The 20187-nt window shown below is 73.2% G+C and carries 17 protein-coding genes; 10 read left to right on the forward strand and 7 right to left on the reverse strand.

The annotated features are described in order from the left end of the window. Window positions 1-153: 153 nt before the first annotated feature. From QSK26_RS03190 to QSK26_RS03205, 4 genes are all read left to right on the forward strand, one after another. Complete coding sequence (locus QSK26_RS03190; protein WP_285773398.1) at window positions 154-639, forward strand: (2Fe-2S)-binding protein; 486 nt, start codon at window positions 154-156, stop codon at window positions 637-639. Then, on the forward strand, window positions 636-2972 hold the full coding sequence (locus tag QSK26_RS03195) for a xanthine dehydrogenase family protein molybdopterin-binding subunit (RefSeq protein ID WP_285773399.1): 2337 nt from the start codon (window positions 636-638) through the stop codon (window positions 2970-2972). The genes QSK26_RS03190 and QSK26_RS03195 overlap by 4 nt, the downstream gene beginning before the upstream one ends. Then, window positions 2969-3850 (forward strand): FAD binding domain-containing protein, encoded by an 882-nt coding sequence (locus QSK26_RS03200; protein WP_285773400.1) that lies wholly within the window; start codon window positions 2969-2971, stop codon window positions 3848-3850. The genes QSK26_RS03195 and QSK26_RS03200 overlap by 4 nt, the downstream gene beginning before the upstream one ends. A gap of 138 nt (window positions 3851-3988) precedes the next feature. Then, the gene (locus tag QSK26_RS03205) at window positions 3989-4855 is read left to right on the forward strand and encodes an SRPBCC family protein (RefSeq protein WP_285773401.1); all 867 of its coding nucleotides are present in this window, start codon (window positions 3989-3991) and stop codon (window positions 4853-4855) included. 49 nt (window positions 4856-4904) lie between these two features. Here the strand turns inward: QSK26_RS03205 and QSK26_RS03210 are convergent, their stop codons facing one another. Beyond that, window positions 4905-6095, reverse strand: a complete 1191-nt coding sequence (locus tag QSK26_RS03210; RefSeq protein WP_285773402.1) for an alanine racemase — start codon at window positions 6093-6095, stop codon at window positions 4905-4907. A 132-nt stretch (window positions 6096-6227) separates the two neighbouring features. Between QSK26_RS03210 and QSK26_RS03215 the strand changes: the two genes are divergently transcribed. From QSK26_RS03215 to QSK26_RS03225, 3 genes are all read left to right on the forward strand, one after another. Continuing rightward, window positions 6228-7316: a hypothetical protein gene (locus QSK26_RS03215; protein WP_285773403.1), complete on the forward strand. Its 1089-nt coding sequence runs from the start codon at window positions 6228-6230 to the stop codon at window positions 7314-7316. 151 nt (window positions 7317-7467) lie between these two features. Then, window positions 7468-10272: a bifunctional glycosyltransferase/CDP-glycerol:glycerophosphate glycerophosphotransferase gene (locus tag QSK26_RS03220; protein ID WP_285773404.1), complete on the forward strand. Its 2805-nt coding sequence runs from the start codon at window positions 7468-7470 to the stop codon at window positions 10270-10272. After that, on the forward strand, window positions 10269-11381 hold the full coding sequence (locus QSK26_RS03225; RefSeq protein WP_285773405.1) for a glycosyltransferase: 1113 nt from the start codon (window positions 10269-10271) through the stop codon (window positions 11379-11381). The genes QSK26_RS03220 and QSK26_RS03225 overlap by 4 nt, the downstream gene beginning before the upstream one ends. A gap of 8 nt (window positions 11382-11389) precedes the next feature. Here the strand turns inward: QSK26_RS03225 and QSK26_RS03230 are convergent, their stop codons facing one another. From QSK26_RS03230 to QSK26_RS03240, 3 genes are read right to left on the reverse strand one after another with little or no spacing between them, the layout of a single operon-like run. Beyond that, window positions 11390-12436, reverse strand: a complete 1047-nt coding sequence (locus QSK26_RS03230; RefSeq protein WP_285773406.1) for a sulfotransferase family protein — start codon at window positions 12434-12436, stop codon at window positions 11390-11392. A gap of 48 nt (window positions 12437-12484) precedes the next feature. After that, window positions 12485-13408: a CDP-alcohol phosphatidyltransferase family protein gene (locus QSK26_RS03235; protein WP_285773407.1), complete on the reverse strand. Its 924-nt coding sequence runs from the start codon at window positions 13406-13408 to the stop codon at window positions 12485-12487. Beyond that, window positions 13405-15018, reverse strand: a complete 1614-nt coding sequence (locus QSK26_RS03240; RefSeq protein ID WP_285773408.1) for a glycosyltransferase family 2 protein — start codon at window positions 15016-15018, stop codon at window positions 13405-13407. The genes QSK26_RS03235 and QSK26_RS03240 overlap by 4 nt, the downstream gene beginning before the upstream one ends. A gap of 148 nt (window positions 15019-15166) precedes the next feature. Here QSK26_RS03240 and QSK26_RS03245 point away from each other — a divergent pair, with 148 nt between their 5' ends. From QSK26_RS03245 to QSK26_RS03255, 3 genes are all read left to right on the forward strand, one after another. Next, entirely contained in the window at window positions 15167-15667 is a 501-nt protein-coding gene (locus QSK26_RS03245) for a GNAT family N-acetyltransferase (RefSeq protein WP_285773409.1), read from the forward strand. Next, on the forward strand, window positions 15664-16707 hold the full coding sequence (gene pseI, locus QSK26_RS03250; protein WP_285773410.1) for a pseudaminic acid synthase: 1044 nt from the start codon (window positions 15664-15666) through the stop codon (window positions 16705-16707). Before QSK26_RS03245 ends, pseI begins: the two co-directional genes overlap by 4 nt. 126 nt (window positions 16708-16833) lie before the next feature. Continuing rightward, a complete protein-coding gene (locus QSK26_RS03255; protein WP_285773411.1) occupies window positions 16834-17250 on the forward strand; it encodes a hypothetical protein in 417 nt (138 codons plus the stop codon). A 69-nt stretch (window positions 17251-17319) separates the two neighbouring features. Here the strand turns inward: QSK26_RS03255 and QSK26_RS03260 are convergent, their stop codons facing one another. From QSK26_RS03260 to QSK26_RS03270, 3 genes are all read right to left on the reverse strand, one after another. Beyond that, the gene (locus QSK26_RS03260; protein ID WP_285773412.1) at window positions 17320-18459 is read right to left on the reverse strand and encodes a hypothetical protein; all 1140 of its coding nucleotides are present in this window, start codon (window positions 18457-18459) and stop codon (window positions 17320-17322) included. Window positions 18460-18621: 162 nt separating this feature from the next. Further along, complete coding sequence (locus tag QSK26_RS03265) at window positions 18622-19311, reverse strand: pentapeptide repeat-containing protein (RefSeq protein ID WP_285773413.1); 690 nt, start codon at window positions 19309-19311, stop codon at window positions 18622-18624. A gap of 103 nt (window positions 19312-19414) precedes the next feature. Then, window positions 19415-20167 carry a cytidylyltransferase domain-containing protein gene (locus QSK26_RS03270; protein WP_285773414.1) on the reverse strand — a complete coding sequence of 251 codons (753 nt, stop codon included), beginning with the start codon at window positions 20165-20167 and terminating at the stop codon, window positions 19415-19417. Between the last annotated feature and the right edge of the window lie 20 nt (window positions 20168-20187).

Here is a 20187-nt window from a genome sequence, read left to right on the forward strand (position 1 = left end):
AAATACGCCACAGGTAAGGACCAAATACGCGTCCCGCCGATCGTATGGGGCTTGACCGGCGGGAACAGCGGCGTACTTTCAGCCTTATCGGCTCTCACCACTCCTACCCCCCGTAGGTGCGCTCGCGCTCAGCACCTCGCGCTTGGAGGACGTATGCCACGAATCACCGTCACCGTCGACGGCGTCACGTACGAGGAAGAGGTGGAACCGCGGCTCCTCCTCGTGCACCTGCTGAGGGACCGCCTGGGCAGGACCGGCACCCCGATCGGCTGCGACACGACCAACTGCGGCGCCTGCACCGTGATGCTCGACGGCAGGAGCGCCAAGAGCTGCTCCGTGCTCGCCGTCCAGGCCGACGGCTGCGACGTCCTCACCATCGAGGGGCTCGCCGCCGACGGCCGGCTGCACCCTCTGCAGACCGCCTTCCACGAGGAGCACGCGCTCCAGTGCGGCTACTGCACGCCCGGCATGATCATGGCGGCGCTCGACCTGCTCAAGGAGGACCCCGACCCCTCAGAGGAGGCCGTCCGCGAAGGGCTTGAGGGCAACCTGTGCCGGTGCACGGGCTACTGCAACATCGTGCGCGCCGTACGACGCGGCGCCCAGGCGATGAGCGGCCGGGAGGTGAGCGCGTCATGACCGAGGTGGGCAGTGCCCGTCGCCGCAAGGAGGACGCCCGCCTGATCACCGGGCGTACCCAGTGGACCGACAACATCCAGCTTCCCGGCATGCTCTACGTCGCCTACCTGCGCAGCCCGATGGCGCACGCCCGGATCGTCCGGGTGGACACCGGCCCCGCGCGGCGCGAGCCGGGCGTCGTCGCGGCCTTCAGCGGCCGGGACTTCGCGCAGGAGCAGGGCAGCCTGCCGTGCGCGTGGCCGGTCAGCGAGGACGTGGTGATCCCCGACCATCCGCCGATGGCGGTGCACGAGGTCAGGTACGTGGGCGAGGCGGTGGCCTGCGTGGTCGCCACCGACCGGTACAAGGCCGCCGACGCGCTCGCCGCGATCGAGATCGAGTACGAGGAGCTGCCCGCCGTGCTCGACATGGCCGAGGCGCTCACCGACACGGCCCCGAAGGTGCACGAGGCCGGGAACCGGGCCTTCACCTGGCGGTTCGGCAACGGCGACATCGACGCGGCGTTCCGCGACGCGCCGGTCGTGGTGGACCGGACGTACGTGCAGCAACGGCTGATCCCGAGCGCGATGGAGCCACGGGCGGTGGTCGCGGCCACCGACGGCGACGCCTTCACGCTCTACTCGGCGACCCAGATCCCGCACATCCTGCGGGTGATGCTGGCGCTGACCACCGGCATCCCCGAGCACAGGCTGCGGGTGATCGCCCCGGACGTGGGCGGCGGGTTCGGCTCCAAGCTCCAGGTCACCGCCGAGGAGGTGCTCGCGCTGCTGCTCGCCAGGCGCCTCGGCCGGCCGGTCAAGTGGACCGAGTCCAGGTCCGAGGGCAACATGACCGTGCACCACGGCCGCGACCAGCTCCAGCGCATCTCGGTGGCGGCGGAGCGCGACGGGCGGCTGCGCGGCATCAAGGTGGACCTGCTGGCCGACATGGGCGCCTACCTGATGCTGGTGACGCCGGGCATCCCGCTGCTCGGCGCGTTCATGTACAACGGGATCTACAAGATGGACGCCTACGACTTCGGCTGCACCGGCGTCTTCACCACCAAGATGCCGACCGACGCCTACCGGGGCGCGGGCCGTCCCGAGGCGACGTACGCGCTGGAGCGGGTCATGGACGAGCTGGCCGCGGAGGTCGGGCTCGACCCGCTGGAGCTGCGCAGGCGCAACTGGATCAGGCACGAGGAGTTCCCCTACACGACGATCGCCAACCTGACCTACGACTCGGGCAACTACGAGGCGGCGACGGAGCGGGCGACGACGTTGTTCGGGTACGACAAGCTGCGCGCCGAGCAGGCCGACCGCAGGGAGCGGCGGGACCCGGTGCAGCTCGGCATCGGCGTGTCCACCTACACCGAGATGTGCGGGCTGGCGCCGAGCCGGGTGCTGGGCAGCCTGTCCTACGGCGCGGGCGGCTGGGAGCACGCCTCGGTCAGGATGCTGCCCACCGGCAAGGTCGAGGTGGTCACCGGGTCGAGCCCGCACGGGCAGGGCCACGTGACCGCGTGGAGCCAGATCGTCGCCGACGCGCTCGGCGTGCCGTTCGAGGACGTCTCGGTGATGCACGGCGACACGGCCGTCTCCCCCAGGGGCATGGACACCTACGGCTCCCGCTCGCTGGCCGTGGGCGGCGTCGCGGTGCTCCAGGCGTGCGACAAGGTGAAGGAGAAGGCCAGGCAGGTCGCGGCGCACCTGCTGGAGGCGTCGCCGGAGGATCTGGAGTTCGCCGAGGGGTCGTTCCGGGTGCGGGGCACCGGCGCGGGCAGGAGCATCCAGGAGATCGCGCTGGCCGTCTTCGCCGCGCACGACCTGCCCGACGGGTTCGAGCCCGCCCTGGACGCGGACGCCACCTTCGACCCGGAGAACTTCTCCTACCCGCACGGGACCCACCTGTGCGCGATCGAGGTGGACACCGAGACCGGGCAGAGCCGGATCCGCTCGTACGTGGCGGTGGACGACGTCGGCAAGGTGGTCAACCCGCTGATCGTGGAGGGCCAGGTGCACGGCGGCCTGGCGCAGGGCATCGCGCAGGCGCTGTTCGAGGAGGCCGTCTACGACGCCGACGGCAACCTGCTGACCACGACGATGGCCGACTACCTGATGCCCACGGCCGCCGACCTGCCGGACTTCGTGACCGACCGGACGGAGACCCCGGCCACCAGCAACCCGCTCGGCGTCAAGGGCGTCGGCGAGGCCGGCACGATCGCGTCCACCCCCGCGGTGGTCAACGCGATCGTGGACGCGCTGCGCCCGCACGGCGTGCACGACGTGCGGATGCCGTGCACGCCGGAACGGATATGGCGGACCCTGGCCGGTGTGCGCGGAGGTGCCGCATGATCCCCGCCGCCTTCGACTATGTCCGCCCGGAATCCCTCGCCGAGGCGTGCGAGGCGCTCGCGGACGCGGGCGAGGACGCGAAGGTGCTGGCCGGCGGCCAGTCCCTGCTGCCGCTGCTCCGGCTGCGGCTCTCCTTCCCCAGCACGCTCGTCGACGTCGGCCGACTGACGGAGCTGCACGACATCCGCGACGGCGGCGACCACGTCTTCATCGGCGCGGGCGCCACGCACTACGACGTGGTGCGCTCGCCGCTGGTCAACGCCGCGTGCCCGCTGGTCGCGCTGGCCGCCGCCACGGTCGCCGACCCGGCCGTACGGCACCGCGGCACGTTCGGCGGAGCCCTGGCGCACGCCGACCCGGCGGGCGACCTGCCCGCGGTGGCGGTGGCGCTGGACTGCGTGTTCACGGCCCGCTCGGCGAACGGCGAACGGGAGATCCCGGCGGCGGAGTTCTTCGTCGACTACCTGGAACCCGCGCTCGCCCCGGACGAGATCCTCACCGGCATCCGGGTGCCGAAGCTCGGACCCGGCTGGGGATACCACTACGAGAAGTTCCACCGGACCGCCCAGTCGTGGGCGATCGTCGGCGTGGCGGCGGCCGTGCGCCGGTCGAACGGCGTCGTCGAGGAGGCACGGATCGGCCTGACCAACATGGGACCGACCCCGCTGCGGGCCCGCGGGGTGGAGGACGCGCTGCGCGGGGCCGGGATCCACCCGGCCGCGCCGGACGACGGCGGCGCGGACCCGATCAGGGACGCCTGCGGGGAGGCGGCGGCGGGCTCCTCGCCCCCGTCCGACCTGCACGCCCAGCCGGACTACCGGCGGCATCTCGCGAGAGCCCTCACCCACCGCGCGGTGCGCGCCGCCGCCCGCGCCTGACCTCCGTCCGGGCGCCCGGGGAGAGGGGCGACGCTCCTCTCCCCCTGCGGCATGCGGGCCCGCCTGCGGGGCACAGGACTACTCATCGACGACGCGGAGTCGTACTGTCACTGGATAGGCACACCAAGGAGCGGTTCGATGGCGATGCGTTTCGAGCACGAGTTCACGGTTCCGGTGCCCGTCGAGCAGGCGTGGCCGACCCTGCTCGACGTGGAGCGGGTCGGGCCGTGCCTTCCTGGGGCGAGCGTGGAGTCCGTCGAGGGTGAAGAGGTCACCGGCCGGATGAAGGTGAAGGTCGGCCCGATCACGGTCACCTATCGGGGCACCGCCGTGTTCGAGGAAGTGGACAAGGACGCCCGCACGGTCTCCATCAGGGCGGCCGGCAAGGAGGTCAGGGGCACCGGGACCACGAACGCGACGATCCGCGCCCGGCTCCACCCCGAGGGCGACGCCACCAAGGTCACCGTGGAGACCTCGTTCAACGTGACCGGCCGGCCCGCGCAGTTCGGCAGGGGCGTCATGGCCGAGGTCGCAGGCAAGCTCATCGGCCGCTTCTCCGCCAACCTCTCCGACCTCCTCTCCGCCCACCCCGACCTCCCCGCGCACGCCGAGCCCTCCGGGGGCGCCGGGCGGGTCCCGCCGCCCGCCGTCGTGCCCGCCCCGGAGCGGGACGAGGCGGCGGGACGGGACGAGGCGGAGCGGGACGCGGGGAAGGCCGCCGGGCCGGAGCCGGGCAGGCCGGCGGAGTCCCGGCACCTGTCCGCGGTTCCCGCCGAGCCGCGCCACACCGGCGTCCGCGAGGAGGCCGCGCACGCCGCGCCGGCCCGGGTGGACACCGTCCCGACCGGCACGGCGCGCACCTCGCGCACGCCCGAGGAGGAGGCGCTCGACCTGCTGGAGATCGCCGGCAGCCCGCTGCTCAAGCGCCTCGCCCCGGTGGCCGGCCTGCTCGCCGTCCTCCTCGCCGTCGCCTGGGTCGTCCGCCGCGCCCTGCGGCACCGCTGAGCCCGGTCGGCTGAGCCCGATCAGCTGGGCCCGGTCAGCTGATCCCCGGTCAGCCGCCGACGTAGTGGAAGGCGGGCTTGGGGTGCATGAGGAAGTCGTGGTGGGAGATGTTCCACGCGTAGGCGCCGGACATGGCGAAGACGACGGTGTCGCCGATCTCCAGGCGGCCGGCGGTGACCGCGCGGGCGAAGACGTCCTTCGGGGTGCACAGCTGCCCGACCAGGGTGACCGGGGCGCCGTGCCGGGCGGGCGGGGGCAGCTCGCGTGACCCAGGGTGTGGGTCGCCGCCGCCGGGGAGCACCGCGAAGGGCTGGTCGTGGCCCTTGGTGACGGGGGTGCGCAGGTGGTGGGTGCCGCCCTGGAGGACCGCGAACCACTCGCCGTGGCTCGGTTTGAGGTCCAGAACCGTGGTCACGTAGAACCCGCAGTAGGCGGTCACCGCCCGGCCGGGCTCGATCCGCAGCCGCTCGCCGGCCCCGGCCAGGCCGCCCAGCCCGGACGCGTACGCCGCCCAGTCGAAGAGCCGCCCGGGGTCGCCGTAGTCCACGCCCATCCCGCCGCCCAGGTTGAACTCCGGGCCGGCGACGCCGTACCGGTCGCACCAGTCCCTGCCCCAGTCCAGGAGGCGGGCGGCCAGCTTCACCAGCTGCGGCGCGTCCAGTCCGGAGGCCAGGTGCGCGTGCAGGCCGCGCACGCGTACCGAGGGGGTGTCGCGGAGCAGGTCCGCGCAGGCGGCGAGCTGCGTCTCGTCCATGCCGAACGGCGTGGCCGCGCCGCCCATCGCCAGGGCCGCGTCCGCGACCGCGAGGGGCGGGTTGGCCCTCAGCAGCACCTCCACCGGCTCGCCCAGCGCGCCCAGCCGGGCCAGCTCGGCCGGGCTCTCCACGTGGATCCGCGCCCCCGCCGCCACCGCCGCGGCCAGCTCCGCCGGGGTCTTGCCCGGCCCGCCGAACGCGAGCGGCGCCTCCGGCAGCACGTCGCGCACGTGGGCCAGCTCACCCCCTGAGGACACCTCGATCCCGTGCACGTGGGGCGCGAGAGCCCGCAGCACGGGCGCGTCCGCGTTGGCCTTGGCCGCGTAGAACACCTCCACCGGCCCGGCGGCGAAGGCCGCCCGCACCCGCCCGGCGTGCTCCCGCAACCCGGCCAGGTCGTAGACGAAGGCGGGTGTCTCCCCCGCCTTCACCAGCTCCGCGACCCGTTCCCGCACTCCCGCCGGAACCACGGCCTCCACGCTCACGCCCGTACGTCCTTCCCTCGGCCACCACCACGCCCGGCGCATCCCGCCGCCCCGGTGCCGCGGCTCGGCCCGGCCCGGCGAGCGGCGGGAAATGGCGTGCGGCCGCGAGACGGGCGGTGCGAGGATGCGCGGATGGAAGCGATTATGCGGGCCGCCGGGGCGCTCATGGGGACGGAACTGTCCGACCCGGTGGATCTGGGAGGCAACCCGCGCAGCACCGTGTTGCGCTGCCGTACGGCGGCGGGCGGGAGCGTGATCGTGAAAGCCTACACCGGGGAGCGGGACGCGCTGAGAGCGTTCACCTCCGAGGCGGCGGGGTTGTCGCTGGGGGTCGCCGGGCCGGAGTTGCTGGGCGTGGACCCGGAGTACCCGATGGTCGTGATGCGGGACCTGGGGGACCTGCCGACGCTGGTGGACGTGCTGCTCGGCGGCGACGCCGGGGCCGCGCGGGAGGGGCTGCTGAGCTGGGCGGCGACGCTCGGCCGGTTGGCGGCGGAGTCGGTGCGCCACCGCCGGCGGTTCACCGGGCTGCGTGCGCGGTTCCACAAGGGCGTGCCGGGGTGGGATGAGGAGCCGTGGCTCGCGGAGGACGCGGACGGGCTGCTCGCGCTGCTCGCCGGGACGGGGATCACCGCGCCGGACGGGCTGGCGGCGGACCTGGAGGCGATCGGGGCGGTGAGCGGGCCGGAGTTCAGCGCCTTCACGCCGGGGGACACCTGCGCCGACAACGTGCTGCTCACCCCGGACGGCCCGGTCCTGATCGACTTCGAGAGCGCGTCCTTCGCCCCGGTCTTCCTGACGGCCGCCTACTTCCGCATGCCGTTCTCCAGTTGCTGGTGCGTCTTCCGGCTGCCCGGGGACGTCGCGGCGCAGGTGGAGGACGCCTACCGGGCCGAGGTGGCGGAGGTGTACCCGCCGCTGGCGGACGACGGCCTGTGGCGGCCGGGGGTACGGCGGGCGGTCGCGGCCTGGACGGTGAACGCGACGGTGCACCTGCTGCCGCGCAGCACGCCGGACCGTCCCACGCACCGGATCCGGCGGCCGGTCCCGACGCTGCGCCAGTTGCTCCGGTACCGCTGGGAGGAGGCGGGCGAGCTGACGGAGTACCCGGCGTTCGCGGAGACGATGGGGCTGCTGCTGCGCGAGGTGGCGGCCGACTGGGACGTGCCCTCGCTGCCGTGCTACCCGGCCTTCCAGCCCACCCCATCCCCCAATCGCTGACTTATGCGCGTTTTTCCCGAAAAAAGGCCAAATACAGTGCTTTTCGAATGAATGGCACTATCGCCTAAAAACACGGCAATCCTCCCCACTGAACGGACAAACCCTCACTTACAGTCATATATAGGACCAACGTTCACTCGGGGGGGTCCACATGCCCGACTGCAGTGTTGTTGTGATCACATACAACGACGCCGCACGGCTGACACGAGCCGTGCGGTCCGTGCTCGGACAGTCGTTGCGCAATCTCGAAGTGATCATCGTGGACGACGCCAGCACCGACAGGACCCCCGAGGTGGTGGCGGCGCTGTGCCGGGAGGACGCCCGGGTGCGGTCGATCCGCAGGACGGTCAACAGCTCAGGATGCGGCGCGCCGCGCAACGACGGGCTCGCCGCCGCCGCCTCCCCCTACGTGACGTTCCTGGACAGCGGCGACCGGCTCACCCGGCACGCCTGCAAGAGCATGCTGCTGGAGATCGAGCGCACCGGCTCCGACTTCGTGACCGGGCAGGTCTGCCTGGTAGCCGGGCACGACGGGCGCCGGCGGCTCTACCACCCCGAGATCTACCGGCGGCGCGCGGTCAACGGCATCCGCGAGGACCCCGCGATGTTCCTGGACGCCTTCGCGACCAACAAGCTCTTCCGTGCGCACTTCCTGCGCCGGCACGACCTGTGGTTCGAGGAGGGCATCCTCTTCGAGGACCACGTCTTCACCGCGAAGCTGTTCTGCGCTACGCGGAGGTTCGCGGTGGTGCCGTGGGTGGTCTACGACCGGCACCACGCAGCCGGGGAGCCGTCCTTCTCGCTCGACGTCAGGGAGCCGGACAACGTGCGGCAGCGCCTGCACGCGGCCCGGCTCTCCGACGAGGTGCTGCGCGAGCGCGGCTTCGCCGACCTCGTGCCCGCGCGGCGGCACCGCTTCCTCCGCCACGACCTGCGGGTCCACCTCGATCCGCTGCCCGCCGGGGACCGGGTCTGGGTCAAGGAGTTCGCCGCGCTCGCCCGGCCGTACCTGACCGAGATCGCCGGTGAGAACCCCGAGCTGTTCGACCGGATCGACCCCGTCGCCCGGGTGTGCTGCCACCTGATCATGACCGACCGGATCGAGGAGCTGGAGGTCGCCGCCCGCTCGCTCACCGGCCCGCGGGCCGCGCCGCGGCGTGCCGTACGCCGGGAGGGGCGCACCTACTGGGGGACCGCGCCCGAGCCCTGGCTCGACATCACCTCCCTGCACCTGGCCGAGCGGCCGTTCAGCGCCAGCAGGCTGCGGCACGAGGTCACCGAGCTGTCGGTGGCCGGGCCGACACTGGCGATGACCGTGCGCACCTACGACCCCTTCTGCGTGCTCGACACCCGGCTGCACGCGGGCTGGCGGGCCGAGCTGCGGGTCAGGGACCTGCGGATCCGGCTGGCGCCGCGCCGCCAGGACGACGGCAGCTACCTCAGCGAGGTCCTCGTCGACCTGGCCACGACCGTGCGCGGCGGCGACGAGGGCAGGCTGCGCGCCCTGCTCGGCTTCGACGGGCGGCAGGAGCCGCGGATCTCCTTCACCCGGCCCGACGGGCACACCACCAGCGACGCGCTGCTGGTCAGCCCCGCGATGCGGCCGATCGAGGTGCGCGTCCCCGGGCACACGGTGAGCGTGCTGCCCGACGGCTCGGCGGCGGTGCTGCGGATGCGGTGGCGGCGCGAGGGCGTGCTCCGCCAGGTGCCCCGGCTGAACCGGCTGCGCAGGCGGGCCACCGCGCGGCTCGGCGGCCGGACCGGCAAGCTGCGGGTCTACCGGGGGCTCGTCCGGGTGCTGCCGCGCCGCCCCGACCTCGCGCTGTTCGAGTCCGACGTGGGCCGCGGCTACACGGGCAACCCGCGGTACATCTACGAGGAACTGCGCAGGCGCCGGCTGCCGCTCAAAGTGGTCTGGTCGGCCGCGCGGCGCGGGCCGGACTTCCCCGGCGAGGCCCCGCTGGTCCGCCGGATGAGCTGGCGTTACGTCTGGACGCTCGCCCGCGCCGGCTACTGGGTGGACAGCCACGGCTTCCCGCTCGACTTCCCCAAGCCTCCCGGCACCCGTTACCTGCAGACCTGGCACGGCCAGGGCGTCAAGACGGTCGGGTTCGACGCCCCCGGCCTGCGCGCCGACCTCCCGGGGACGCGCGCCCGGTGGCGTGCCGCGGTGGCCCGCTGGGACGCGCTGGTCTCCCCCGGCGCGGAGTTCGAGCGGACGTTCCTGCCCGCCAACGAGTACGCCGGGCCGGTGCTGCGGCACGGCTCGCCGCGCTGCGACGTGCTGGTGCACGGCGACCCCGGCGCGCCGCGCAGGGTGCGGCGGCGGCTGGAGATCCCCGACGACAGGCGGATCCTGCTCTACGCGCCGACCTGCCGGGACGGGGGCTCCGGCCGGTCGGTCCGGGCCGACCTGCGCGAGCTGGCCGAGGCGCTGGCCGGCGAATGGGTGCTCGTGCTGCGCACCCACCCGGCCGAGCCCTGCGAGGTGCCGGAGGAGGTGCGGCACTTCGTCCGCGCGGCCGGCTCGTACCCGGAGGTCAACGACCTCATGCTCGCCTCCGACGTGCTGATGACCGACTACTCGTCCCTGATGTGCGACTACGCGGTGACCGGGCGGCCGATGCTCTTCCTGATCGACGACTGGGACGAGTACCGCCGGTGCGAGCGCGGCAGCCTTTACGACCTGCCGGCCATCGCGCCCGGCCCGTGCCTGACCACCACCGCGCAGGTGATCGAGGCGCTCGGCGACCTCGACGGGGTCCGGGCCGCCTTCGCCGAGCGTTATGCGGAGTTCCGCCGGGTCTGGTGCGCCGACGAGCGCGGGCACGCCGCCGCCCGGGTCGTGGACGCCTTCTTCCTCGGCCGGTCGTACGCGCCGCCGCCGGACGCGCCGCCGCCGGACATGCCGCCGCAGGGGGCGTCCCGGCGGCAGCCCGCCGGTGAGGGCCGGTGAGGGCGGCCGACCGCGGAGAGCCCGGCACCGTGGTGTTCGCCTGCCTGGACGCCGACGCGCTGGGCGGCGTCCAGCGGGTGACGCACACGATCGCGCAAGGGTTGTCCGGGCGCGGCTACGAGGTGCACGTGCTCGGCCTGCACCGGGCCGCCGAGCCGGTCAGGTACGTCGAACGGCCCGCCTACCTGCGGCACCTCATCCACCGCGCGCCACAGGAACGGGTCGGCCGCCTGCCGCGCCGCCTCGGTGACCGGCGGCTGCGCGCGCTGCTCGACGCCCTGGCCCCGGGGCACATCGTGATGACCTCGCCGGGCGCGGTGAACAGGCTGCTGGCGCTGCTGCCGCCGCACCTGTCCCCGATCGGGCACTACCACGGGTCCTTCGAGCACGCCCGCGGCTGCTGGCACCTCGCCTCGGTACGACGTCACTGGTGGCGGCTGGACCAGGCGGTCTTCCTCAGCGCGGACGACGCGGCCAGGTTCGCCGACCAGGCCCTGCTGCCCAACGTGTGGACCATCCCCAACCCGCTGCCCGGCTGGCCGCGCCGGCAGGCGCCGCTCGACGGGCACCGGGTGCTCGGCGTCGGGCGGCTGGAGGGCGTCAAACGGTTCGACCGGCTCATTTCGGCGTTCGCCGCCGCCCGCCGGGACGCCGGGGAGCCGTGGGAGCTGCACCTGATCGGGGACGGGGCGGAGCTCGGCAGGCTGCGCCGGCACGCCCGCGCCGAGGGCGTGGCCGGCCGGGTGGTGTTCCGCGGGCGGGTGCCCGCCGGGGCGATGGCCGAGGAGTACCTCGGCGGCGCGCTGCTCGGCCTGTCCAGCGAGCACGAGGGCCTGGGGCCGGCCCTCGCGGAGGCGGCGTCGTACGGCGTGCCCGCGGTGGCCTTCGACGTGTCCGGCGGGGTCAGGTCACTGGTGAGACACGGTTACACCGGGCTGCTCGTGCCACCGGGCGACACCGCCGGGCTGGCCGCGGCGCTCGCCCGGCTGATGGCCTCGCCCGGCGAGCGGCGGCGGATGGGCGCCGCCGCTCGGGTGCACGCCGAGACCTTCCGGCTGGAACGGGTCCTCGACGACTGGGAGCGGATGTTCGCCCACATGACCCGGTGAACCGGACGCTACTTCGAGGCCAGCTCGGGCGACTGGGTCCGCTGCCGGGGCACCCCGGCGATGGCGAGCTGGGCCGAGGTGAGCTGGGCGCCCATCGGGTTCGGCTCGCGCATCCGGACGAAACGGTCGAAGGTCTTCTTCCGCATCCGGGACAGCTTGCGCCGCGCCGCCGTCCGCTCGTAGGCGGCCAGCCGAGACATCGGCGCCTTCGGCGCGCCGGCCAGCTCGTACCCGTAGGACTCCAGCCGCTCGCCGAGCACGGTCTCACACAGCGAGATCTCCCACGGCTCCAGCCGCTGCCGCCAGCTCCCCGACCGGGAGGTGGTCACCGCGCCGTGCGTGCGGGCGTGCCAGGTCTTGCGCTCCGGCACCGCCACGCTGGCCACCAGGTGCGGCTCGCACATCGCCGGGTCGAAGTCCTCGCCGATGAACTCGCACAGCGCCTTCAGCGTCGTCGCCGGGTCGCTGATCAGGTGCTCGTACTGGAGCTCGTGGTAGCTGTCGGCCGGCAGCCGCTGCGAGCCGTTCCTGGCGAAGTCGATCGCCTCGGCCCAGCCGGACACCGCGCTGTAGATGTTGCCCTTGTACCAGGGCATCTCCTTCAGCGACGCCACGCAGTCCCGGCCGTCCCTGATCAGGTGCACGAACTGCGCGTCCGGGAAGAGGCGCAGCAGCACCTCGGTGTTCTGGAAGTACGACGGGCGCTTGTCACCCCAGCGCGGCTTGCCGAAACGCTCGGCGTAGGCGCGCAGGATGATGCCGAGCGCCGAGCCGAGCGTGCCCGGCCCTTCGATGATCTTCTCCGTGATGTCGTCGCCGTCCAGGCCCAGTTCGTAGAACCTGCTCTGGCGGCGCTGGACGATCCACTTCGCGAGCTGGCGGCGCCGGTCGGCCTCGCGCAGGTCGCCGAAGGACAGCCGCCGCTGGTAGGCCCCCACCACGAACCGGGTCTCCGGCGGGATGGCGATCCGCGGGTGCGCGTGCATCATCAGTTGCAGCAGCGTGGTCCCCGACCGCGGGCAGCCGACGATGAATATCGGTCGATCCGATTGCATTGAAACCCCCGTTTGAATGCTTTGTAACCGATGGAGAAAGCCGCCGTCTCAGCGGACGAGCGGGGCGCCGGCGCGGCTCTCCTCCCGTGACTCGATGCGCCGCATGGCCCGGTTGAAGTCACGCGTCGACATCCAGAGCTTGTAAACCAGGGCCGATTCGAAGACCATCAGCAGCGTCCCGAAGACGCCGACCACGTACGGCAGGGCCGCGGGCCCGAGAATCGGGCCGACCACGAAAACGGCCATTTGATATTCGATGCCACTCACCAGGTGAGTGCGGATACGGCGGGCGAGCAGCCGCTGCCGCATGCGCAGATACCACGGGAAACGCGCCTGGAATCCCGTCTGCAGCCCGCGCTGCGCCTCCTCCCGCGTGGAAGGGTTCTCCCTGATCCGGTCGCGCACCTCGGCCTTCTCCTTGGCCGAGGGCCTGACCCGGCCGCCCCGCGTGTCCCCCGCGACGTTGAGGGCGACGACCAGCCGTTCCTTCATGGCCTTGCGCACCTTGGCCATGTGCGGGCCGTTGAGGTAGCGGACCAGGTCGAAGGCGATGATGACCCCGGCGAGGAAAGCCGCCTCCGGCCGCCCGGTCTGCAGGTACAGCCCGTAGGCGAGGGCGAAGGAGCACATCACCAGGCGCACCTGGTCCAGCGCGAAGTCCAGCCACAGGCCGAAGACGGTGCCGTTCCGCTTCAGCCTGGCGAGTTTCCCGTCGATGCAATCGGCGACGAATCCCAGGTGAAAGAACACGGCGCCCAATGCCATGAAGCGCCATTCCCCGATACTGAAACAGGCCGCCGCGCACACGCCGAACATAAACGCGACGGCGGTGACCTGATTCGGAGTGACCGAGGTACGGCTGGCCAGAAAGCGGACGAGCCGACACGCCATCGGATCCACCAGGAGCACGGTCCACCAGGCGTCACGTGATTTGCACACGGCACGTACGTCCGCCAGCGAGTACGTCGTCATGAGTGCCAGCATGATGAAGCGGGGCGTAGTGCCACTGGAGCCTGGCCACCTTGGGAAGCTGTCCTGACCGACTCTTTACCGGGGCCTTTATCGGCGGCTTTGCCGGTGCTCCGTCCCATGACTTGGCCAGATCTTTTGGCCCGCCTTTTGCGACGGCTCGCCGGGATGACCGTGAGCTCGCCGTCGCGTTCCTCGGCGACCAGCCGGCCGCCCCGGACCCGGCCCGAGCGCACCAGGCCGTCCCCGGCGCGCAGTTCGGCGTGCAGCGTCCAGGGTCCCGGGCCGGTCAGCGCGGCGGGATCGACGGTGACGGTGAACCCCGTCTCCGGCTCCTCCGCCCCGCGGATCCGGACCGCCACCAGCGGGACGCGCCGGCCGGAGTCCTGGTCCACCAGGTGCAGCCGCAGCGTGGCGGGCAGCGACTCGGCGAGCCTGATGCAGGCGTGCCCGGACAGCCGGACCCGCCCGCCGTCCAGGGTGGCGCTCTCCACCCTGGCCCGGAGTTCGAGTTCGGCGGTGACGTCGTAGAGGTGGTCGGGGAGGCGGCGGGCTCGGTCGCCGAAGTAGGGGTAGGCGGCGAACCAGCGGGGCGTCTCGCGTCCCCGCCTGACGATCGGCGTCTGCGGCGGGCCGTGCTGCCTGACCTGCCGTACCCGGGCCAGCTCGGGCAGCATCCGGGCGCGGAGCAGGTGCAGCTCCAGCCGCCTGATCGCGGGCAGGGCGGCGACCGCCTCCTCGTCGAGCCGGTCGATGAACGCGCCGGTCACGTCGAGCAGTCGGTCGCGTTCGTCCTCCTCGGCCGTCTCGACCGCGCCGGCGACGATGCCGAGGTCCCAGGAGGCGGCCATGTGGTCGAAGGCGGGCCGCAGCATCGGCACCAGCCCGCCGAGGAACGCCCGGACCCGCTCCAGGGAGGCGATCCGCTCCGCCGCGTTCGCGGCCTCCCCGCGACGCTGGGTGATGGAGGTGGCCCCCGTCTCACGCACCCGCCAGTGGTAGACGACCTTGCGCAGCAGGTCCACCCTGGCGGCGTAGACGTGCGCGGCGACGGCCACCGGCAGGTCCTCGTACAGCCCGGCGGGGAACGCGAGGTCGTGCGCGTCCCAGAACGCGCGGCGGTAGACCTTGTTCCACACCGTGCGGTCCCTGATCAGCTGCGGGTTGCGCCTGATGTGGGTGCCGGCCTCGGGACGGCGGAACAGCCTGGCGTGCAGCGGCGAGGGGGTGAGCCCGTCGGCGTCCAGCCGGTTCACCGCGCCGCAGGCCAGGTCGGAGCCGCTCCGCTCCAGGCTGCGCACCAGCAGCGCGTACGCGTTGCGCGGCACCACGTCGTCGGCGTCGGCGAAGGCGAGGTAGCGACCGCCCGCGGCGGCGATGCCCAGGTTGCGCGCCAGGCCCGGGCCGCCGCGCCGGGCCGCGCGCAGCAGGCCGAACCTGCCGTCCGCCGCGGCGAACCGCTGGGCGATCAGCGCGCTTCCGTCCAGCGAGCCGTCGTCGACCATGACGACCTCCAGATCGTCGAGCGTCTGGGCGGCCAGCGAGGCCAGGCAATCCTCCAGGTAGGGCTGCACGTCATGGAAGGGAACGACAACACTGAGTAATGGCGGCATGCGCCCAGAGTGCCTTCCCGGGGCCCGCCGAGAGGATGGCACTACCGCGTGCTTATCCCGGCTTTACCCAAGTCTTGGCTTCACCATCGGAGACTCCTTCGCTACCCTCTGCATCATCACCGGGCGCTCTAGGTTGTCAGGGGCGGGCATGCTGCGACTCATCGAGGATCACGAGGTCGAGACCCTGCGGCGGTGGCGCAACCACCCCCGGGTGCGGGCCGCGAGCTTCACCACGCACGAGATCCGGCGCGCCGAGCACGCGTGCTGGTGGGCGGGCATCCGGGACGACCCGAGCCGCCGGGTGCTGATCTACGAGCACGCGCACACGGCGACCGGCGTCGTCACCTTCACCGGCCTCGGCTCGGCCGAGCGCAGCGCCCACTGGGGCTTCTATCTCGACCTGGCCGCGCTGGAGCGGTCGAAGCAGTTGCTCAACGCCTGGATCGGCATCGAGCGCGCCGCCATCGGCCACGCCTTCGACACGCTCGACCTGCTCGTCCTGCGCGGCGAGCTGCTGGCGGAGAGCATGGCGGTGCGGCGGCTGCACCACCGCTTCGGCTTCGTCGAGGTGGGCGCCCACCATCGGAACGTCGACGGCGTCATGCGGGAGGTCGTGGAGATGCGGCTCGACCGGGCCGACGCCAGGTGATCTCGATCGCCGGGCGCCCGATCGGCCCCGGCCACCCGCCGTACGTCGTCGCCGAGATGTCCGGCAACCACGGCGGCGACCTGGACCGGGCGCTGGCCATCGTCGACGCGGCGGCCGGCGCCGGGGCGCACGCGGTGAAGCTGCAGACCTACCGCCCCGACACGATCACGATCGACGCCGACGGGCCGGCCTTCCGGATCGGCGCGGACCACCGGCTGTGGGGCGGGGCCAGCCTCTACCGGTTGTACGAGCGGGCGCAGACTCCGTGGGAGTGGCACGAGCGGATCTTCGCGCACGCCGCGCGGCGGGGGCTCGCCGCGTTCTCCTCGCCGTTCGACCCGACCGCCGTCGAGCTGCTCGAATCGCTCGGCGTGCCGGCCTACAAGATCGCGTCGTCGGAGATCGTGGACCTGCCGCTGATCAGGCTGGCGGCGCGGACCGGCAAGCCGCTGATCGTCTCCACCGGCATGGCCACCGTCGAGGAGGTCTGCGCGGCCGTGCGGGCGGCCCGCGAGGCCGGGTGCGCCGAGCTCGCCGTGCTCGCCTGCACCGCGTCGTATCCCGCCCGGCCCGAGGAGAGCCATCTGCGCGCCCTGCCGCTGCTGCGGGAGATCACCGGCGCGGTGGTCGGGCTGTCCGACCACACGCCTGGGATCGGCGCGGCCGTCGCCGCCGTGGCGCTCGGCGCCTGCCTGGTCGAGAAGCACGTGACGCTGTCCAGGGCGGACGGCGGGGTGGACGCGGCGTTCTCGCTGGAGCCCGCCGAGCTGTCGGCCCTGGTCACCGAGAGCGAGCGGGCCTGGCGGGCGCTGGGCGAGGCGCGCATCGGGCCGCGTCCGGGCGAGCGGGAGGGCCTGCGGTTCCGCCGCTCGCTCTACGTGGTGCGCGACGTGCGCGCCGGGGAACCGGTCACCGAGCTGAACATCCGCTCCATCCGCCCGGCCGGCGGCCTGCATCCCGACCTGGCCGCCACCGTCCTCGGCCGCAGGTTCACCCGGGACGCCGCCAAGGGCACCCCCCTGACCTGGGATCTTCTCTGACCGGAACACCAGGGTACACAAACGCCCCATATGCCCCCTATTGCACATATAGGATCTTCCGCGCCTCCGTCCTCCGGGCCCGCGTGGGCCCGCGCAGCGACGGTGTCGATCAGCGGAAGGAACGCAGTGCACATTCGCAGCAAGTTCGCGGCCCTGGCGAGCACGGCCGTCTTCGCCACCGGCCTGGTGGCCTTCGCCGCCGCGCCGGCCGACGCGACCGGCCCCTGTGGCAGCGGCTACGCCGAGGTCAAGTCCTACAACATCCCGGCCAAGGGCCCCAAGAAGGGAGTCCTGCGGGTCTACTACAGCTCCCGGACCGGCAAGAACTGCGCCCTCGCGTACGGCTACGGGAGCACGTACGGCAAGGCGACCTACAAGTCGGTCACCATCAGCGTCACCGACGGCACCCAGGCCGACCACGACTACGGCAACTTCAAGAAGTACGCGGGCCCGGTGTACGTCTCGGCCCGGCACAAGTGCATCAGCCTCTCGGGCTGGATCGAGAAGACCAAGGTCAACCTCACCAAGGTCCACTGCCGCTGACGCAGCACACCCCGCCAACCGCTCGCGCCCCCGCCACGGGCGCGAGCACCCGGGCCTCCCCTGCGGCCGTCACGCCCGCGCCGCCGGACGTCGGTGGCCGGTGAGGTCCAAGAGGGCGTCGGCGACGCGTTCCCTGCCCCGGCCGTCGACCAGGTCCCTGCCGCGCCTGCCGTACGGGCCGCGGGCGGCCGGGTCGGCGATCAGCCGGCGCAGCAGCGGCACCGCCGCGCGCGGATCCGTGCCCAGCCCGGCCGCGAGCCCCCGCCCCACCACGGCCTCGTACCCGATGAGCTGGTTGCCGGCCACCCAGGTGAGCGCGGCGGGCACGCCGAGGTAGAGCAGCTCCCAGATCGCCGACCCCGCCGCGGTGACCACCAGGTCGGCGCGCGCCATCAGCAGGGGCAGCCGGTCCGTCGGCGGAATGACCTCGATGGGCGCCCCGTCCGGCGCCACCACCTCCGCCCCGCCGATCGCCGTCCCGAGGTACGGCACGCCGGTCGCCGCCAGCGCCCCCAGCCACCCCGGCATCACCCGCGCCGCATCCGTCCCCCCGAAGAAGCACAACACCCGCGGCACCTCCCCCCGCTCCCTCCCACGAACACCGCCCCCACCACCCCACCCCGCCCCCGGGCCACCGTCCCCGCCATCCCGTACCACCTCCGGGCCACCGTCCCCGCCGTCCCGTACCACCTCCGGGCCGCCGTCCCCCTCGCCCCGCGACCACCGGCGGACGGCGTCCCCGTCGTCCCGGGACCCCCCGTCCGCTTCGCCCTGTCCCCCGCCCCCGCTCCCTCCGCCCCCTCCGCGCGGTAACCGGCGGACGGCGTCGCGGAGGAGGGTGTAGGCGGCGCCGGCGAGGACGCGGCCCTCGGCGCGGTCCCGTTCGGGGTAGCGGGTCTCCGCGCCGAGGTTCTGGTCGAGATAGACGTCGGCGTCGAGGCCGCGGCGGTCGCCGTCCACGATCGCGAGGACCCGGATCCCCGCGCGGCGCAGGCCCGCGCCGGTGCCCGGCGGCAGGTCGTAGGAGTCGAGCACGACGGCGTCCAGCCCCAGGACGGCCGCCTGGGCGGCGAGGTCCTCCGGCGCGGCGGCGGGCAGCAGCGCCAGTCCCCTGCCGCCGAGCTGCGCCGCCGCCCACGGGAGGCCGCCGAGGTCGCCGAGGAAGACGACCTCGACGCCGCGTCCCAGCAGTTCCTCGGCCAGCGCCACGCACCGGACGAGATGCCCGACCCCTATCCGCGCCCCGGCGTCACATCGCATCCCGACCCGTACCACCACTCGCCCCCGAACGCAGACGCCGTGCCGCCCAGCCAACCAGCCCCGCCCCCACCGGCGACCGGGCGACCGTCACCCGCCGGAGCGGGGACGCCGTCAGGGGGCGTCGTCGTCGACGGTGATGCCGAGGGCGCCCGCGAGGGTGTGGGCGAGGCCGAGGGCGTCGCGGCTCCTGATCGTCGAGCCCCTGAGGCTGGTGACCCCGCCGATGCCGAGGAGGACGCAGTCGGCGAACCTCGCCCCGGACATCTGGGCGCCGGAGAACTGCGCGCCGGTGAGGTCGCACTCCTCGAAGCGGACGCCGCGCAGGTCGGCGTTGTGGAAGTTGGTCTCGGTGAGCTTGCAGTCGCGGAAGACACTGTCCTTGAAGACGGAGAACCGGAAGTCGGCCAGGTCGGCGCGGCAGCCCTCGAAGGTGACGTCGCGGAACGCGCACTCCGACCACACCATGCCGGTCAACCGGCTGCCGGCCACCTGGACGCGGTTCATCGTCGAGCTCTCGGCCCGCAGGTTGGACAGGTCGGAGCGTTCGACCGCCACGTCGAGGAAGCGGGTGCGCCGCAACCTGGTGCCCGACAGTCTCGCGTCCACGAACCGGCAGCCCTCGAACTCGGCCGCGTTCACCTGGCGGGATGTCAGGTCGAGGCCGGCGAACCGCAGCGAGAGATAGGCCCCTTCGTCGTCGAGGTCGTGTTCGGGGAGGACGGCGTCGACGAGCGTCTTGGGCATCTCGGGCGCGGCCGGCTCCCTCGGCTGTCGCCCGGTACGAGCGGAACGGGAGGACATGGGCCCGCAGGCTCGCACCTGCGACCGCCCCTGTCAACCCGCCCGATATACACCGGGTCGATGCCCCGCACCTTCGGCTTCCTGGCCAGGATCCAGAACGGCGTCAGCTCTCCTCCAGCGCCTTCTGCCGGACGTGCGCGTTGAGGGCGGTGACCTCCGGCCGGAGCCGGAGCCAGCCGACCAGCTCGCGGACCGGCACGGGACAGTCGCCGAACTCGGCCGCGACCTCGCCGATCAGCCGCCAGTCGTCCTCGGTGTCCAGCGTGACGCGCAGGTCGGCGGCGGCGGGCAGGTAGGTCAGGCCGAGCACCCGGAAGGACTCCGGATGGGTGTAGAGGTAGGAGGTGACGTGCGCGCGGTGGTGGCCGGCGGCCAGGCGGTCGGCCTCGGCCAGCGCGCGGCGGCTCGCGATCTCCACATCGGTGCCCCGGGGCAGCGTGGCGGGCAGGGCGGTGCTCAGATAGTCGAGCCCGGGGACCGCCCGGTAGACGAGCGCCGCCTCCCTGACCACCGCCGGGTCCAGCAGCGGGCAGTCGGCGGTGAACCGCATGACCGCGTCGGGCGGCACCGGGTCACCCTCGACGACCTGGGTGAACCTGGTCAGCACGTCGTCCACCGGCCCGCGGTGACAGCGCACGCCCAGCCGCCCGCACTCGGCGGCCACCGCGTCGTCGGCCCGGTCCACGGTGGTCGCGACGACCAGGTCGTCCAGCGCCCCCGACTCCCGCGCCGCCCGCACCACCCAGCCCAGCACCGAACGGCCCGACAGGTCGCGCAGCACCTTCCCCGGCAGCCGCGACGACCCCATCCGGGCTTGCACGATCCCGGCGATGCGCACCCATGCCCCATTCTTCATTGTGACAATCCGTAGTCGAT

This window comes from Microtetraspora sp. NBRC 13810 (assembly GCF_030268685.1).
GTDB lineage: Bacteria > Actinomycetota > Actinomycetes > Streptosporangiales > Streptosporangiaceae > BSRQ01.

What these genes read in the sequence shown, in the direction of transcription:
- QSK26_RS03270 (WP_285773414.1), bottom strand. Translation starts at nt 20,167, where the DNA reads ATGAAGAATGGGGCATGGGTGCGCATCGCCGGGATCGTGCAAGCCCGG.
- QSK26_RS03205 (WP_285773401.1), top strand. Translation starts at nt 3,989, where the DNA reads ATGGCGATGCGTTTCGAGCACGAGTTCACGGTTCCGGTGCCCGTCGAG.
- QSK26_RS03190 (WP_285773398.1), top strand. Translation starts at nt 154, where the DNA reads ATGCCACGAATCACCGTCACCGTCGACGGCGTCACGTACGAGGAAGAG.
- QSK26_RS03245 (WP_285773409.1), top strand. Translation starts at nt 15,167, where the DNA reads ATGCTGCGACTCATCGAGGATCACGAGGTCGAGACCCTGCGGCGGTGG.
- QSK26_RS03230 (WP_285773406.1), bottom strand. Translation starts at nt 12,436, where the DNA reads ATGCAATCGGATCGACCGATATTCATCGTCGGCTGCCCGCGGTCGGGG.
- QSK26_RS03265 (WP_285773413.1), bottom strand. Translation starts at nt 19,311, where the DNA reads ATGTCCTCCCGTTCCGCTCGTACCGGGCGACAGCCGAGGGAGCCGGCC.
- QSK26_RS03240 (WP_285773408.1), bottom strand. Translation starts at nt 15,018, where the DNA reads ATGCCGCCATTACTCAGTGTTGTCGTTCCCTTCCATGACGTGCAGCCC.
- QSK26_RS03195 (WP_285773399.1), top strand. Translation starts at nt 636, where the DNA reads ATGACCGAGGTGGGCAGTGCCCGTCGCCGCAAGGAGGACGCCCGCCTG.
- QSK26_RS03200 (WP_285773400.1), top strand. Translation starts at nt 2,969, where the DNA reads ATGATCCCCGCCGCCTTCGACTATGTCCGCCCGGAATCCCTCGCCGAG.
- QSK26_RS03215 (WP_285773403.1), top strand. Translation starts at nt 6,228, where the DNA reads ATGGAAGCGATTATGCGGGCCGCCGGGGCGCTCATGGGGACGGAACTG.
- QSK26_RS03220 (WP_285773404.1), top strand. Translation starts at nt 7,468, where the DNA reads ATGCCCGACTGCAGTGTTGTTGTGATCACATACAACGACGCCGCACGG.
- QSK26_RS03235 (WP_285773407.1), bottom strand. Translation starts at nt 13,408, where the DNA reads ATGACGACGTACTCGCTGGCGGACGTACGTGCCGTGTGCAAATCACGT.